General features: G+C 68.5%; 16 protein-coding genes and 1 rRNA gene. 6 read left to right on the forward strand and 11 right to left on the reverse strand.

Going from position 1 to position 15,724, the window contains the following annotated elements; genetic code table 11:
* Window positions 1-4: 4 nt before the first annotated feature.
* Genes E1B00_RS14585 through E1B00_RS14605 form a run of 5 tightly spaced genes read left to right on the forward strand, consistent with a single transcriptional unit; the run spans window position 5 to window position 6,017 of the window.
* Window positions 5-724 (forward strand): ABC transporter ATP-binding protein, encoded by a 720-nt coding sequence (locus E1B00_RS14585; RefSeq protein ID WP_139450098.1) that lies wholly within the window; start codon window positions 5-7, stop codon window positions 722-724.
* A gap of 11 nt (window positions 725-735) precedes the next feature.
* Entirely contained in the window at window positions 736-2,046 is a 1,311-nt protein-coding gene (locus E1B00_RS14590; RefSeq protein ID WP_139450100.1) for an ABC transporter permease, read from the forward strand.
* Between the two features lie 26 nt (window positions 2,047-2,072).
* The gene (locus E1B00_RS14595; protein WP_139450103.1) at window positions 2,073-3,305 is read left to right on the forward strand and encodes an ABC transporter permease; all 1,233 of its coding nucleotides are present in this window, start codon (window positions 2,073-2,075) and stop codon (window positions 3,303-3,305) included.
* A 15-nt stretch (window positions 3,306-3,320) separates the two neighbouring features.
* The gene (locus E1B00_RS14600) at window positions 3,321-4,685 is read left to right on the forward strand and encodes a sigma-54-dependent transcriptional regulator (protein ID WP_139450104.1); all 1,365 of its coding nucleotides are present in this window, start codon (window positions 3,321-3,323) and stop codon (window positions 4,683-4,685) included.
* 3 nt (window positions 4,686-4,688) lie between these two features.
* Window positions 4,689-6,017, forward strand: coding sequence for a sensor histidine kinase (locus E1B00_RS14605; protein WP_139450106.1), 1,329 nt, complete (start codon window positions 4,689-4,691; stop codon window positions 6,015-6,017).
* 21 nt (window positions 6,018-6,038) lie between these two features.
* On the opposite strand, the gene glmU is transcribed toward E1B00_RS14605, so the two are convergent.
* Entirely contained in the window at window positions 6,039-7,409 is a 1,371-nt protein-coding gene (gene glmU, locus E1B00_RS14610) for a bifunctional UDP-N-acetylglucosamine diphosphorylase/glucosamine-1-phosphate N-acetyltransferase GlmU (protein ID WP_139450108.1), read from the reverse strand.
* A gap of 59 nt (window positions 7,410-7,468) precedes the next feature.
* Between glmU and E1B00_RS14615 the strand changes: the two genes are divergently transcribed.
* Window positions 7,469-7,867, forward strand: a complete 399-nt coding sequence (locus tag E1B00_RS14615) for a GtrA family protein (RefSeq protein ID WP_139450111.1) — start codon at window positions 7,469-7,471, stop codon at window positions 7,865-7,867.
* Window positions 7,868-7,946: 79 nt separating this feature from the next.
* Here E1B00_RS14615 and E1B00_RS14620 read toward each other — a convergent pair whose 3' ends face one another.
* The 10 genes from E1B00_RS14620 to rrf all read right to left on the reverse strand — a co-directional run.
* Window positions 7,947-8,372 carry a F0F1 ATP synthase subunit epsilon gene (locus E1B00_RS14620; RefSeq protein WP_139450113.1) on the reverse strand — a complete coding sequence of 142 codons (426 nt, stop codon included), beginning with the start codon at window positions 8,370-8,372 and terminating at the stop codon, window positions 7,947-7,949.
* Between the two features lie 23 nt (window positions 8,373-8,395).
* Complete coding sequence (gene atpD / locus E1B00_RS14625; RefSeq protein WP_139450115.1) at window positions 8,396-9,802, reverse strand: F0F1 ATP synthase subunit beta; 1,407 nt, start codon at window positions 9,800-9,802, stop codon at window positions 8,396-8,398.
* A 40-nt stretch (window positions 9,803-9,842) separates the two neighbouring features.
* Window positions 9,843-10,706: a F0F1 ATP synthase subunit gamma gene (gene atpG, locus E1B00_RS14630; protein ID WP_139450117.1), complete on the reverse strand. Its 864-nt coding sequence runs from the start codon at window positions 10,704-10,706 to the stop codon at window positions 9,843-9,845.
* A gap of 74 nt (window positions 10,707-10,780) precedes the next feature.
* Window positions 10,781-12,325 (reverse strand): F0F1 ATP synthase subunit alpha, encoded by a 1,545-nt coding sequence (gene atpA, locus E1B00_RS14635; RefSeq protein WP_139450119.1) that lies wholly within the window; start codon window positions 12,323-12,325, stop codon window positions 10,781-10,783.
* Window positions 12,326-12,391: 66 nt separating this feature from the next.
* Complete coding sequence (locus tag E1B00_RS14640) at window positions 12,392-12,922, reverse strand: F0F1 ATP synthase subunit delta (RefSeq protein WP_139450122.1); 531 nt, start codon at window positions 12,920-12,922, stop codon at window positions 12,392-12,394.
* An 11-nt stretch (window positions 12,923-12,933) separates the two neighbouring features.
* Window positions 12,934-13,404: a F0F1 ATP synthase subunit B gene (locus tag E1B00_RS14645; protein ID WP_139450125.1), complete on the reverse strand. Its 471-nt coding sequence runs from the start codon at window positions 13,402-13,404 to the stop codon at window positions 12,934-12,936.
* A gap of 59 nt (window positions 13,405-13,463) precedes the next feature.
* A complete protein-coding gene (gene atpE, locus E1B00_RS14650; protein WP_425456520.1) occupies window positions 13,464-13,739 on the reverse strand; it encodes a F0F1 ATP synthase subunit C in 276 nt (91 codons plus the stop codon).
* A 66-nt stretch (window positions 13,740-13,805) separates the two neighbouring features.
* On the reverse strand, window positions 13,806-14,648 hold the full coding sequence (gene atpB, locus E1B00_RS14655) for a F0F1 ATP synthase subunit A (protein ID WP_220396304.1): 843 nt from the start codon (window positions 14,646-14,648) through the stop codon (window positions 13,806-13,808).
* Complete coding sequence (locus E1B00_RS14660; protein ID WP_176693279.1) at window positions 14,645-14,998, reverse strand: ATP synthase subunit I; 354 nt, start codon at window positions 14,996-14,998, stop codon at window positions 14,645-14,647. Before E1B00_RS14660 ends, atpB begins: the two co-directional genes overlap by 4 nt.
* Window positions 14,999-15,611: 613 nt before the next feature.
* A 5S ribosomal RNA gene (rrf, locus tag E1B00_RS14665) occupies window positions 15,612-15,724 on the reverse strand; the annotation flags it as partial.

The raw sequence follows: 15,724 nt of genomic DNA on the forward strand, positions 1-15,724 counted from the left end.
CGCCATGATGCGCATGAACAACCTGAGCAAGGTCTACCGGACCCACATGATCGAAACGCACGCGCTGCGCGGCTTCGACATCCACGTCAAGGAAGGCGAGTTCGTCGCGGTCACCGGCCCCTCGGGTTCGGGCAAGACCACCTTCCTCAACATCGCCGGCCTGCTCGAGGAGTTCACCGGCGGCGAATACTGGATCGACGGCGTCGACGTGCGCGGCCTGGACGACGGGGCGCGCTCGAAGCTGCGCAACGAGAAGCTGGGCTTCATCTTCCAGGGCTTCAACCTGATCCCCGACCTCAACCTGTTCGACAACGTCGACGTGCCGCTGCGCTACCGCGGCTTCAACGCCGCTGAACGCAAGCGCCGCATCGAGCAGGCCCTGGGCCAGGTCGGCCTGGCCTCGCGCCAGAAGCACTACCCGGCCGAACTCTCCGGCGGCCAGCAGCAGCGCGTGGCGATAGCCCGCGCGCTCGCGGGTTCGCCCAAGCTGCTGCTCGCCGACGAACCGACCGGCAACCTCGACTCGCAGATGGCCCGCGGCGTGATGGAACTGCTGGAGGAGATCAACGCCGGCGGCACCACCATCCTGATGGTCACCCACGACCCGGAGCTCGCCGCGCGCGCGCACCGCAACGTGCACATCATCGACGGCCAGGTGTCCGACCTGACCCACGAGACCGCGCGCAGCCTCGCCGCCGCCGTCGCCAGCAGCGCCAACGCCTGAGGAGAGCCGCCATGTTCCGCTACTACCTGGGCCTGGGCTTCCGCAGCCTGCGCCGAAATCCGGTGCTGACCGTGCTGATGGTGCTGACCCTGTCGGTCGGCGTCGCCGCCAGCATGACCACGCTGACCCTGCTGCACGGCATGTCCGGCGACCCGATTCCGGGCAAGAGCGACCGGCTTTTCGTGCCGCGCCTGGACAACGCGCCCGCCGACAACCCGCCCAACGACGGCGAGCCGGCGACGCAGGTCACCCATACCGACGCGATGGCGCTGTGGGAGCAGGGCAAGGGCAAACGCCGGACGCCGATCTACGGCCTGGCGCCCGCGATCGACTCCGGCCGCGCCGATTTGCCGCCGTTCTTCAGCGAAGGCGTCGCCGTCGGCGCCGACTTCTTCCCGATGTTCGACGTGCCCTTCCTGTACGGCCAGGCCTGGAGCGCCGCCGAAGACGCGAAGGCGGCGTCGGTGGTGGTGATCGGCCGCGGCCTGTCCGAGCGCGTGTTCGGCGAGGGCGTGGATCCGGTGGGCAAGACGGTGCGCATCAGCGACGCCGACTATTCCATCGTCGGCGTGGTCGACACCTGGAACCCGGTGCCGAAGTTCTACCGCCTGATCGGCAACAACCAGTACGGCACCAGCGAGGACGTGTTCATCCCCTTCCGCACCGCGATCGCGCGCGAGCTGCAGATGAACGGCAGCATCGACTGCAGCGCCAGCGCCGAACCCGGCTTCAAGGGCATCGTCGCCTCGGAGTGCGTCTGGATGTCGTACTGGGTCGAGCTCGAAAGCGCGGCCGACCGCCAGGAGTACGCCGACTACCTGAACGCCTACGTCAACGAGCAGAAGGCGCTGGGCCGCTTTCCGCGTCCGCTCAACAACCGCCTGCACAACGTGATGGAGTGGCTGGACTTCAACGAAGTGGTCAGCGACGACACCCGCACGTCCACCTGGCTGGCCTTCGGCTTCCTGCTGGTCTGCCTGGTCAACACCGTGGGCCTGCTGTTGGCGAAGTTCAGCGCGAGGCCCGGCGAGATCGGCGTTCGCCGCGCGCTCGGCGCCACCCGCCGCGACGTCTTCACCCAGTACCTGACCGAAGCCGGCGTGATCGGCCTGGTCGGCGCGGCGGTGGGCGTGGGCCTGACCTTCGCGGCGCTGGCGTTCATCCGCGGCTTCGACGACGACATCGCGCTGATCACCCGCGTGGACGGCCTGATGCTGACCACCGCCATCGTGCTGTCGGTCGCGGCCAGCCTGCTCGCCGGCCTGCTGCCGACCTGGCGCGCCTGCCAGGTGGTGCCCGCCATGCAGCTCAAGAGCCAATAACCGAACGGCACGCCCGAGGAATGACCATGGAAATCCGTCCGATCCTTTCCGCCATGATGCGCAACAAGACCGCGCCGCTGCTGATCGCGGCCCAGGTCGCGCTGACGCTGGCCATCGTATGCAACGCGCTCTACATCATCCGCGACCGCCTGGCCACGGCCGCCCGGCCGACCGGTGCCGACGAACAGAACCTGTCCGAGATCCGCTTCTACCCGCACCGGCAGATCACCGACATCCAGGACATGCAGCGCCGCGACATCGAGACGATCAAGGCCGTGCCCGGGGTGGTCGCCGCCACCTGGGCCAACCAGATCCCGCTCGGCCAGTCGAGCTGGAACTACGGCGGCCTGACCACCGACCGGGGCCAGACCAACAGCAACATCGGTGCGACCTACTACTTCAGCGGCGAGGGCGATTCGCTGGTGCACACGCTGGGCGCCCGCCTGGTCGAGGGCCGCGATTTCGAGCCCGGCGACTATATCGACCTCAACCCGGCGCTGGAGCGCAAGGACCCGGCGGTGATCATCGTCACCAAGGCCCTGGCCGAGGACCTGTTCCCCGGCGAGAAGAGCTTCGTCGGCCGCACCTTCTACCTGGGCAGCGGCGACGAGGCCGGCGCCGTGCGCATCGTCGGCGTGGTCGAGAAGCTGCAGAGCCCGAGCGCGCCGGCCAGCGAGCAGGCCGAAAACAGCATGATCGGTCCGATCCACTACCTCGACCCGTTCTCGCGCTACTCGATCCGCACCGAACCGGGCCAGCAGGACCGCGTGATGGCCGACGTGGAGAAGGCGCTGCTGGCGCTGCGCAACGACCGCGTGCTGCTGGGCAAGCGCACCTTCGCCGAGGCGCGCGCCAGCCGCTATTCGGGTGAGAACATGATGGCCGGCCTGCTGATCGCGGTCACCGGCTTCCTGCTGCTGATCACCGCCAGTGGCATCGTCGGCATGGCCAGCCTGTGGGTGAACCAGCGCCGCAAGCAGATCGGCGTGCGCCGCGCCCTGGGCGCCCGCAAGCACGACATCCTGCGCTACTTCCTGGTCGAGAACGTGCTGATCACCACCGGCGGCGTGCTCGCCGGCATCGCGCTGGCGCTGGCCCTGAACAACCTGCTGGTGGCGGAGCTCGAGATCCCGCGCCTGCCGGTCGGCTACCTGGGCCTGACCATGGCGGTGATGTGGGTGCTCGGCCTGCTCGCCGTGCTGGGCCCGGCCTGGCGCGCGGCGGCGGTGCCGCCGGCCATCGCCACGCGCACCGCCTGACGGTAGGCTAGGCGCATGCCACCCGCTCCCGCCACGATCCCGGCACCCACGATCCTCGTCATCGACGACAACCCGACGGTCGCCACCGCGCTGGAAGTGCTGTTCTCGCTGCACGACCTGCGCACCGTCTGCGCCGCGACGCCGGAGGAGGGCTTGGCCCGCCTCCGGCGCGAGCCGGTGGACCTGGTGATCCAGGACATGAACTTCAGCGCCGACACCACGTCCGGCGAGGAGGGCCAGGCGCTGTTCAAGGCGATCCGCGCCGAGCACCCGGACCTTCCGGTGATCCTGCTCACCGCCTGGACGCATCTGGAATCGGCGGTGGACCTGGTCAAGGCCGGCGCCGCCGACTACCTGGGCAAACCCTGGGACGACCGCAAGCTGCTGGCCGCCGTCGGCAACCTGCTCGAACTCGGCCAGGCCAGCCGCGCGCTGGCGCAGCAGGCCGGGCGCGAGCGCCGGCAGCGGCACGCGCTGGAATCGCAGCACGATCTGCGCGGCCTGGTCTGGGCCGATCCGGCGACCGAACGCGTGCTCACCCTGGCCTGCCAGGTCGCGCGTGCCGACGTGCCGGTGCTGATCACCGGGCCGAACGGTTCGGGCAAGGAGCGTTTCGCCGAGATCATCCAGGCCAACTCGCTGGTCAAGGACGGGCCCTTCGTGACGCTCAACTGCGGCGCGCTGCCGAGCGAGCTGATCGAGGCCGAACTATTCGGCGCCGAGGCCGGCGCCTACACCGGCGCCGGCAAGGCGCGCGAAGGCAAGTTCGAGGCGGCCGACGGCGGCACCCTGTTCCTGGACGAGATCGGCAACCTGCCGCCGGCCGGGCAGATGAAGCTGCTGCGTGTGCTCGAAACCGGCCGCTTTTCGCGACTGGGTTCGAACAAGGAGCGACAGGTGAAGGTGCGCGTGATCAGCGCCACCAATGCCGACCTGCCGGCGATGATCCGCGCAGGCACGTTCCGCGAGGACTTGTACTATCGCCTCAACGTGATCGAACTCCGCCTGCCGCCGCTCGCCGAACGCCCGCGCGACATCCTGCCGCTGGCCGCGTCCTTCCTCGCGCCCGGCAAGCAGCTCTCGGACGAGGCCGCGGCCACCCTGGTGCGCCATGCCTGGCCCGGCAACGTGCGCGAATTGAAGAATGTGATGCAGCGTGCCGGCCTGCTCAGCGCCGGCCCCAGCATCGGCGCCGGCGACCTGGGGCTGGCGTCGGCCGTTCCCGTGGCCGTCGCGGCCGATCCCGAGCCCGACCGCGCCAGCATCGAACAGGCGCTCGCCCGCGCCGGCGGCATCGTCGCCCAGGCCGCACTCGACCTGGGCCTGAGCCGGCAGGCGCTGTACCGGCGCATGGAGCGGCTGGGCATCGCCCGGCCCTGACCGATGCCGTCGCCGCGCCGCTCGATCGCCGGCCATCTCGCCTTGGTCTGCATCGGCGTCGCGACCGTGGCGGTGCTGTTGGCCCTGCTGTTCGACCGGCTGTTCGAGAATCCCTGGCTGGCCGGATGCGCGGCGCTGCTGGTGGCCGTGCCGGTGGCGCTGATGGCGGCACGGCGGGCGGTGCGGCCGGCGCTGTCGCTGTTCCGCGCGCTGGCCGGCACGGCCCTGAGCTACCGCGACGGCGACTTCAGCTTCGGCCTGCGCTGGAAACCGCGCGACGAACTGGGCGACCTGGTCGCCGCGCACAACGAACTGGGCGGCGTGCTGCGCGAACAGCGGCTGTCGCTGGTGCAGCGCGAACTTCTGCTCGACACCATGGTGCAGAACACGCCGGTGGCCATGCTGCTGGTCGGCGACGGCGGCCACGTGGTCTACGGCAACCTCGCCGCGCGCAAGCTGCTCAACCAGGGCCGCAAGCTCGAGGGCCTGGCGCTGGAGGCGCTGCTTCGCCAGGCCGCCCCGGCGCTGCGCGAGGCGATGGATCGCGGCGGCGACGGCCTGTTCTCGGTCGGCGATGGCGACGAGGAAGAGGTCTACCACCTCGCGCGCCGCGCTTTCCGCCTCAACGGCCGACCGCACGAGCTGCTGCTGCTGCGCCAGCTCACCACCGAGCTGCGGCGCCAGGAAGTGCAGACCTGGAAGAAGGTGATCCGCGTCATCAGCCATGAGTTGAACAACTCGCTGGCGCCGGTGGCGTCGCTGGCGCATTCCGGCGCCGAACTCACGCGCCGCGGCCAGCACCAGCGGCTGGAGGCGATCTTCGGCACCATCGAGGAACGCGCGCGGCACCTGGAAGGTTTCATCCGCGGCTATGCCAGCTTCGCCAAGCTGCCCACGCCGCGGCTGGAGACGGTGCTCTGGCCGCTGTTCGTCGAACGCCTGCGCAGCCAGGTTCCGTTCGCGCTCGAGGGCGGGCTGCCCGAGGACAACGCACGCCTGGACCTGCCGCAGATGGAGCAGGCGCTGCTGAACCTGCTCAAGAACGCTCACGAATCGGGCTCGGCGCCGGAGCACGTGGCGCTGCGCGTGCGCCGGCATCCGGGCCTGCTGCGCATCGAGGTGATGGACCGCGGCACCGGCATGAACGATGCGGTGCTGGCCAACGCGCTGGTGCCCTTCTATTCCACCAAACGCAGCGGCACCGGCCTGGGCCTGGCGCTGGCGCGCGAGATCGCCGAAGCGCACGGCGGCCGCATCAGCCTCAACAACCGCGAGGGCGGCGGCCTGGTGGTGGCGATGGTGCTGCCGGTGGCGGACCACGGCGTGGTCTGAACCGCCGGGCGGCGGCGCGGCTCAGGACTTCTTCGTCGGCCGCTGCCAGCCGTCCACCGTGACCTGCTTTCCCCGTGCGACGGTGAGCTTGCCGGCCGGCGCCGGCTTGGTGATCACCGAACCGGCGCCGATGGTCGCGCCGGCGCCGATCGTGACCGGCGCGACCAGCGAGGAGTTCGAGCCGATGAAGGCGCCGTCCTCGATCGTGGTCACCGACTTGTTCACGCCGTCATAGTTGCAGGTGATGGTGCCGGCACCGACGTTCACGCCCGCGCCGATCTCGGCGTCGCCGAGGTAGGCCAGGTGGTTGGCCTTGGAGCCGGCGCCCAGGCGCGACTTCTTCGTCTCGACGAAGTTGCCGATGTGCACGCCCTCGGCCAGGTCGGTGCCGGGACGCAGGCGCGCGAATGGGCCGATGCTGCAGGCACCACGCGTCACCACGCCCTCGAGGTCGCAGTGCGCCTGCACCACGGTGCCGGCCGCGAGGTCGACGTCGCGCAGGCGGCAGTAGGGGCCGATGCGGACGTTGTCGCCGAGGCGGACGTTTCCTTCGAGGATCACGTTGGCGTCGATCTCGACGTCCTGCCCGGCGTCCACGCGACCGCGCTGGTCGAAGCGCGCCGGGTCGAGCAGGCGTACGCCGGCGCGCATCAGCGCCTCGGCCGCGCGGCGCTGGAAAGCGCGCTCCAGCCGCGCCAGCTGGACTGGGTCGTTGGCGCCTTCGGCTTCGCCGGCGACCAGGCAGCCGGCCTGGGCGGCGGAACGGCCGTCGGCGCGCGCCATCGCGAAGATGTCGGTGAGGTAGTACTCGCCCTGGGCGTTGTCGTTCCCGAGCCTGCCGAGCCAGCGCCGCAGGTCGGCGGCCGGCGCGGCGATGACGCCGGTGTTGACCAGTTTCACCGCGCGTTGCAGTTCATCGGCGTCCTTGTGCTCGACGATGGCCTGCACGTCGCCGTTGCCGTCGAGGATGACGCGGCCGTAGCCGGCGGGGTCGACCAGGGTCTCGGTCAGCACGGCGGCGCGTTCGGCGCCGGCGACGAGCAGGCGGCGCAGGGTCTCGACGCCGATCAGCGGCACGTCGGCGTACAGCACCAGCACGCGGGCGGCGTCCGGCACGGCCGGCATCGCCTGCTGCACCGCGTGGCCGGTGCCGAGCTGCTGCGCCTGTTCGGCCCAGCGCAGGTCGGCCTGGCCGGCGAAGGCGGCACGCACCTGGGCGCCGCCGTGGCCGTAGACGATGTGGATGCCGGCGGCACCCAGCTCGCGGGCGGCGGCGATCACATGCGCCAGCATCGGCTGGCCGGCGATCGGCTGCAGCACCTTGGGAGTGCGCGACTTCATGCGCTTGCCCTCGCCGGCGGCGAGGATGATCACGTGCAGGGGCTGGCTCATGGGGTCCTCCGTGGCGCCATAGTATCGGCGCCGGCGCAGCGCGCTGCTAGCATGGCGCGATGTCCGCCACCCGTTCCGCTCTGCCTCGCCAGGCGCTGGTTTTCCTGGCCTTCGGCCTGGTCCAGCTGGCGCTGGATACGGCGATCTACGTCGGCCTGACCGCCGCCGGGCTTCCGGTCGCCACCGGCAACGTCGCCGGGCGCATAGCCGGCGCCTGCCTGGGCTTCTGGCTCAACGGCCGCTACACCTTCGCCGAGGGCGGCAAGACGCGGCTCCAGCGGCGGCACCTGCTGCGCTTCATCCTGGCCTGGTGCGCGCTGACGGTGATGAGCACCTACCTGCTGGCCTCGATCGTCACCGGAACGAGCCTGCAGATCTCGTGGTTCGCCAAGCCCCTGGTCGAGGCCGTGATGGCGGCGATCGGCTTCGTCGTCTGGCGGCAGTGGGTCTATCGCTGAGCGGACCGGCGGCACGTCGGCAAAAATGCAAAACGCCGGCGCGGGGCCGGCGTCTGCAGGGTCCGCGGTAGCGCCGGACTCAGTGCTTGAGGTTCTTGCGCAGGCGCTCGAGCGCCTGCAGCTGCGCCATCGCCTCGGCCAGCCGGGCCTGTGCCTCGGCGATCTCCATCGCCTCGCCGCGGTTGGCCAGCACGCGCTCGGCCTCTTCCTTGGCCTTCTGCGCCTGGGCCTCGTCGAGGTCGCCGCCGCGGATGGCGGTGTCGGTGAGCACCGTCACCACCTGCGGCTGCACCTCGAGGATGCCGCCGGAGACGTAGAACAGCTGCTCCTCGCCATTGGCCAGGGTCAGGCGGACCTGGCCGGGCTTGAGGCGGGTGATCAGCGGGGCGTGGCGCGGCGCGATGCCGAGCTCGCCCATCTCGCCGGTGGCCACGACCATCTGCACTTCACCGTGGAAGATTTCTTCCTCGGCGCTGACGATGTCGCAACGGATGGTGGATGCCATGGTGGGTCCTTAGAACGTGCGGATCAGGCCGCGGCGCTCATCTTCTTGGCCTTCTCGAAGGCCTCTTCGATGCCGCCGACCATGTAGAAGGCCTGTTCCGGCAGGTGGTCGCACTCGCCGTCGCAGATCATCTTGAAGCCGCGGATGGTGTCCTTCAGGGTGACGTACTTGCCCGGCGAACCGGTGAAGACTTCCGCCACGTGGAAGGGCTGCGAGAAGAAGCGCTCGATCTTGCGGGCGCGGGACACGGCCTGCTTGTCTTCTTCGCTCAGCTCGTCCATGCCCAGGATCGCGATGATGTCCTTGAGCTCCTTGTACTTCTGCAGGGTCGACTGCACCTTGCGCGCGGTGTCGTAGTGCTCGTTGCCGATCACGTTCGGGTCGAGCTGGCGCGAGGTCGAGTCCAGCGGGTCCACGGCCGGGTAGATGCCCAGCGAGGCGATGTTTCGCGACAGCACGACGGTGGCGTCGAGGTGGGCGAAGGTGGTCGCCGGCGACGGGTCGGTCAGGTCGTCCGCGGGCACGTACACGGCCTGGATCGAGGTGATCGAGCCGGTCTTGGTCGAGGTGATGCGCTCCTGCAGCACGCCCATTTCCTCGGCCAGCGTCGGCTGGTAGCCCACGGCCGACGGCATGCGGCCCAGCAGCGCCGACACTTCGGTGCCGGCCAGGGTGTAGCGGTAGATGTTGTCGACGAACAGCAGCACGTCCTTGCCCTTGCCCTGCGCGTCCTTCTCGTCGCGGAAGAACTCGGCCATGGTCAGGCCGGTCAGCGCGACGCGCAGGCGGTTGCCCGGCGGCTCGTTCATCTGGCCGTACACCATCGCGACCTTGTCCAGGACGTTGGAGTCCTTCATCTCGTGGTAGAAGTCGTTGCCCTCGCGGGTACGCTCGCCCACGCCGGCGAACACGGACAGACCCGAGTGCGCCTTGGCGATGTTGTTGATCAGTTCCATCATGTTGACGGTCTTGCCGACGCCGGCGCCGCCGAACAGGCCGACCTTGCCGCCCTTGGCGAACGGGCACATCAGGTCGATCACCTTGATGCCGGTTTCCAGCAGCTCGTTGCCCGAGGACTGGTCCTCGTAGCTCGGCGCGGCGCGATGGATTTCCCAGGTCGACTCGGCGGCCACCGGGCCGGCCTCGTCGATCGGGTTGCCCAGCACGTCCATGATGCGGCCCAGGGTGGCCTTGCCGACCGGCACCGAGATCGCCTTGCCGGTGTTGGTGGCGACCAGGTTGCGCTTGAGGCCGTCGGTCGAGCCGAGGGCGATGGTGCGCACGACGCCGTCGCCCAGCTGCTGCTGGACCTCGAGCGTGATTTCGGTGTTCGCCACCTTCAGCGCGTCGTACACCTTCGGCACGTCGGCGCGCGGGAACTCGACGTCGACGACGGCGCCGATGATCTGAACGATCTTGCCCTGACTCATGGTTGTTTCCTCGGTTCTGATGCTGTGTGGGGGCGTCGCGTCAAACTGCCGCGGCGCCGCCGACGATTTCGGAGATTTCCTGGGTGATCGCCGCCTGGCGCGCCTTGTTGTAGATCAGGTTCAAGGTGCCGATCAGCTTGGTCGCGTTGTCGGAGGCCGATTTCATGGCCACCATGCGCGCCGCATGCTCGGAGGCGAGGTTTTCCAGCGTGGCCTGGTAGACCAGGGACTCGACGTAGCGCGTGAGCACGTGGTCGAGCACCGTCTGGGCGTCCGGTTCGTACAGGTAGTCCCAGTCGTGCTTGCTCTCCAGCGACTCGGAGGGCGGCAGCGGCAGGAGCTGGTCCTGGCGCGGCTTCTGGGTCATGGTGTTGACGAAGTCGTTGTAGGCCAGGAAGACGCGGTCGAGCTTGCCTTCGCTGTAGCCGTCGAGCATCACCTTGATGACGCCGACCAGCTTGGCCAGCTCCGGCTTCTCGCCCAGGTGGGTGACCGAGCCGAGCAGGTTGACCTTCAGGCGGCGGAAGAACGCCGTGGCCTTCTGGCCGATGCAGACGACGTCGACTTCGACGCCCTTGCCCTGCCACTCGCGCATGTCGGCCAGGATGCGGCGGAACATCACCGAGTTCAGGCCGCCGCACAGGCCGCGGTCGGTGGACACGATGACGTAGCCGACCCGCTTCACGTCCTTGCGCTCGGCCAGGAACGGATGCACGTATTCGGAATTGGCCTTGGCGATGTGGCCGATCACCTGGCGCATCAGGCGCGCATACGGGCGCGAGGCCTTCATGCGGTCCTGCGCCTTGCGGATCTTCGACGCCGAGACCATCTCCAGCGCGCGGGTCACCTTGCGGGTGTTCTGCACGCTCTTGATCTTGGTCTTGATTTCCCTGCCGCCTGCCATGCTCTTCTCGCTGGGTTCTTCGTCTTGACTAGGGCGCGCCGGGGCGCGCCGTCGTGGTTACCGCGTTCCGGGGTTTACCAGGAACCGGTGGCCTTGAACTCGGAGATGATCTGCTTGAACTGCGCCTCGATTTCCTTGTCCCAGGCGCCGGTCTCGACGATCTTCTTCTCCAGCGCGCCCTGGGTGTTGCTCATGTGGGCGTGCAGGCCGGCTTCGACCGCCAGCAGCTTGTTCAGCGGCACGTCGTCGAGGTAACCCTCGTTCACGGCGTAGATGGTCAGGGCCATCTGGGCGATCGACATCGGCGCGTACTGCTTCTGCTTCATCAGCTCGGTGACGCGCTGGCCGCGCTCGAGCTGCTTGCGGGTGGCTTCGTCGAGGTCCGAGGCGAACTGCGCGAACGCCGCCAGCTCGCGGTACTGCGCCAGCGAGATGCGGATGCCGCCCGACAGCTTCTTCATGATCGTGGTCTGGGCCGCACCACCGACGCGCGACACCGAGATGCCGGCGTTCACGGCCGGGCGGATGCCGGCGTTGAACAGGTCGGTCTCAAGGAAGATCTGGCCGTCGGTGATCGAGATCACGTTGGTCGGCACGAAGGCCGAGACGTCGCCGGCCTGGGTTTCGATGATCGGCAGCGCGGTCAGCGAGCCGGTCTTGCCCTTCACGGCGCCGTTGGTGAACTTCTCGACGTATTCCTCGTTGACGCGGGCCGCACGCTCGAGCAGGCGCGAGTGCAGATAGAACACGTCGCCCGGGTAGGCTTCGCGGCCCGGCGGGCGGCGCAGCAGCAGCGAGATCTGGCGGTAGGCCACGGCCTGCTTGGACAGGTCGTCGTACACGATCAGCGCGTCTTCGCCGCGATCGCGGAAGTACTCGCCCATCGTGCAGCCCGAGTAGGCAGAGATGTACTGCATCGCGGCGGATTCGGAAGCGGTGGCGGCCACGACGATGGTGTGGGCCAGCGCGCCGTTCTCTTCCAGGCGGCGCACGACGTTGGCGACGGACGAGGCCTTCTGGCCGATCGCGACGTAGATGCACTTAACGCCGGTGCCCTTCTGGTTGATGATCGCGTCGATCGCCAGGGCGGTCTTGCCGGTCTGGCGGTCGCCGATGACTAGCTCGCGCTGGCCGCGGCCGACCGGGATCATGGCGTCGACCGACTTGTAGCCGGTCTGCACCGGCTGCGACACCGACTTGCGCCAGATCACGCCCGGGGCGACCTTCTCCACCGGCGCGCTCAGCGTCGCGGTGATCGGGCCCTTGCCGTCGATCGGCTCGCCCAGCGCGTTGACCACGCGGCCCAGCAGCTCGGGGCCGACCGGCACTTCGAGGATGCGGCCAGTGGTCTTGGCGACGTCGCCTTCGCGCAGGTGCTCGTAGTCACCCAGGACCACGGCGCCGACCGAGTCACGCTCGAGGTTCAGCGCCAGCGCGTAGGTGGCGTTCGGCAGCTCGATCATTTCGCCCTGCATCACGTCGGCCAGGCCGTGGATGCGCACGATGCCGTCGGACACCGAGGTCACGGTGCCTTCGTTGCGGGCTTCGGCGGCCAGCTTGACCTTCTCGATGCGGGTCTTGATCAGTTCGCTGATTTCGGACGGGTTGAGCGTCTGCATGGGGGTATCCCTGGGTCGTCCGGCTCGCGCCGGCGCTTGGTTCAAAGGAAAATCGAATTCTTCGGATCAGTTCGCCAGCGCCGCCCCGAGGCGCGCCAGCTTGGTGCGGATGGAGCCGTCGATGACGACGTCGCCGGTGTCGATGACCGCGCCGCCGATCAGCGCCGCGTCCACCGCGGTGCGGATCTCGACGTCCTGGCCGAAGCGCTTGCGCAGCGAATCGCGCAGCTTGGCCAGTTCGGCCGCGTCCATCGGCTGGGCCGAGGTCACCGTCGCCTTGACCACGCGCTCGGCTTCGGCGCGCAGCTGGTCGAACAGGCCCGCGATCTCCACCAGCAGCGGCAGCCGGCGGTTGTCCGCCAGCACGGCCAGGAACTGGCGGAAGTTCGGGTCACTGTCGCCGGGCGGCAGCAGCAGCTCGACCAGGTCATCGGCCTTGGCCAGCGGACTGCCGACCAGGGACTGGACGCCGGGCACCGCGGATGCCTGCGCGGCGAAGCCGAGCATGGCCGACCACTGCGGCTGGCGGCCGCCTTCCTTGGCCAGCGCGAACGCGGCGCGGGCATAGGGACGGGCGAGGGTGAGGGCTTGGCTCATCGGGTTCGGCCTCAGATCTCGGCGGCCAGCTCGTCGAGCAGCGCCTTGTGGGCGTTGCCGTCGATCTCGCGGCGGATCAGCTTCTCGGCGCCGGCGACCGCAAGCGCGGACACCTGGCGACGCAGGTCTTCCTTGGCGCGGTTGGCCGCGGACGCGATCTCGGCTTCGGCCAGCGCCTTCTGGCGGTTGGCTTCTGCAATGGCGTCGTTCTTGGCCTGGTCGATGATCTGGTTCGCGCGGGCATGGGCCTGCTCGATGATCTCGTTGGCCTTGGTGCGGGCTTCGCGCAGCGCCTCGGCGACCTTCTCCTCGGCCACGGCAAGATCCTTCTTGCTGCGGTCGGCGGCGGCCAGGCCTTCGGCGATCTGGGCCTGACGCTGTTCGATGGCCGCCATGATGTGCGGCCAGCCGAACTTCATCACGATCCAGGCGACAGCGAAGAACGCCAGACCCTGGATGACCAGGGTGATGTTGATATCCATGTCCTACTCCTATGCGCCGGCGGCGCCATGCCGCCGGCTAACCAATACCGCGGCGGGGATTAGCCGGCGAGGGTGGCCAGGAACGGGTTGGCGAAGATCAGCAGCAGCGCGATCGCGACGCCGATGATCGGCACGGCGTCGAGCAGGCCGGCGACGATGAACATCTTGGTCTGCAGCATCGGGGTCAGCTCCGGCTGGCGGGCAGCGCCTTCCAGGAACTTGCCGCCGAGGATGGCGAAGCCGATGGCGGTGCCGAGCGCGCCCAGGCCGATCAGCAGGCCGGCCGCGATCACGGTCATGCCCATCACGTCGGCGATAAGGTTGATGTTCTCCATGTTGCTCTCCGTCGAATTACGCTTGGTTGAAAGGTGGTGTTGCTGATTTGGAACTAAACCGGTGGATCAGTGCTTCTCGCTCGCCATGGACAGGTAGACCACGGTGAGCATCATGTAGATGAAGGCCTGGAGCGTGATGACCAGGATGTGGAACGCGGTCCAGACGAAGCCGGCGATGAACTGCACGGGCGCCATCACGTAGGTCATCGCCTCGTTCATCGCGGCGCCGAGCGTCATCACGGCGATCAGGATGAAGATCAGCTCGCCGGCGTACATGTTGCCGAACAGTCGCAGCGAGAGGCTGAGCGGGCGGACCAGCTCTTCGATCAGGCGCAGCAGCAGGTTGGCCGGCGCCAGCAGGATCTTGCCGAGCGTGCCGTGGGCATGGAAGGGCGCGGTGAAGGCTTCGGCGACGAAGAGCTTGATGCCCTTGTGCTTGATGCCGAACCAGTGGATGAGCAGGAACACGCCCAGCGACATGCCGATGGTGGTGTTGAGGTCGGCGGTCGGGACGACGCGCAGGTAGTTCACGCCGGCCGAGTGGGCGGCCCAGGGCAGGAAGTCGACCGGGATCATGTCCATGAAATTCATCAGGAACACGAGCGCGAAGATCGTGACCGCCATCGGCGCGATGAACTTGCTCTGGCCGTGGAAGGTTTCGCGCACCAGGCCGTCGATGCCGGTGACGACCATCTCGATGGCGCACTGGAGCTTGCCCGGAACGCCCGGGGTGGCGCGGCGGGCGACGCGCAGGAACACGAACAGGAACACGACCGAGGCCAGCAGCAGGAAGAACACGCTGTCGAGGTTGATCGTCTCGAACTTGCTGTCGCCGTACTGCCACTGCAGGTGATGCAGATGGTGCTTGATGTATTCGGTCAGACCACCGGAACCGGATTCAGCGCTCACTTGTCACCCTGTGTGTCTTGTCTTGTAGCCGAGCCAGAAAGATGCGCCAGCGGGAATACCAGCAGCGCAAGCACCAACCCCGACAGCGTGGCCAGGGGCGGGAACCGCCCGCGCACCAGCGCCAGGTAAATCAACAACGCGACCAACAGCCATTTCAGCAGCATTCCGGCCAGCAACCGCAGGTAGGCGACCCGCGCCGGCTGCACGCCGCCGCCCAGGGCGACCCGCGCCAGGCCCATCGTGCCCAGTGCCGCCGCCGCCGCTCCGGTGAACGCGCCGGCCGCATGCCCCGCACCCCAGGCCAGCCCCGCTACGGCGGCGGCCAGGAGGCCGGTACCGAGCTGAAGCAAGACGGCTTTTCGTGCGAAACGACGACCGGCAGCGAGGGAGTTGAGCAAAAGGCTGACCCGAACAGGCTGCCGCCGAAGGCGCGAAATTATAGCAGCGCGCCAGCGCCGGGAACAAGCTGAAAAAGTACTGTTTTTTCGCATTCCGCGGCCAGCGGAAAGGCGAGGTCCTTCACGCTTCTCCTGGCGTGCCGGATTGCCACAGGGAGGGAGCACGGGCTCGGGATGGGGCTTGGACTACGATCGGGCACGGGTTCGGGCGAAGGCCCGGCCATGCCGACGGAACGGCCCCGCCGCGCCGCGGGCTGGAGTCCGTTCGGGGCGTCGCTGCCACCACGACATGACCGCGAGGGGTGACCGGTCTAGCGCTGGAACTGAGGGGCGCGAATCAGCTCCGCCCACGGGCGGCCCGGAGCCGCGGCACTCCGACGGCGATCACCGGGCTGGCTGCAGGGTATCCGCAGGATCCGCGCCAAACAGAATGCGCCGCCCGTTTGGGGCGGCGTTTCGGGATGAACCCTGGCGATGACCTGTTGCGGGCGCGGCAGCAGGATATCTGGCGGATCCGGCGCAAAGAAAAACGCCGCCCTTTTGGGGCGGCGTTTTGGGATAAAAACCCTGGCGATGACCTACTCTTGCATGGCTTAGGCCACACTACCATTGGCGCAGCTGCGTTTCACTTCCGAGTTCGGGATGGGATCGGGTGGTTCCACAGCGCTATGGTCGCCA

It is taken from the genome of Arenimonas terrae, from assembly GCF_006265115.1.
In the GTDB taxonomy this organism is placed as follows: domain Bacteria; phylum Pseudomonadota; class Gammaproteobacteria; order Xanthomonadales; family Xanthomonadaceae; genus Arenimonas; species Arenimonas terrae.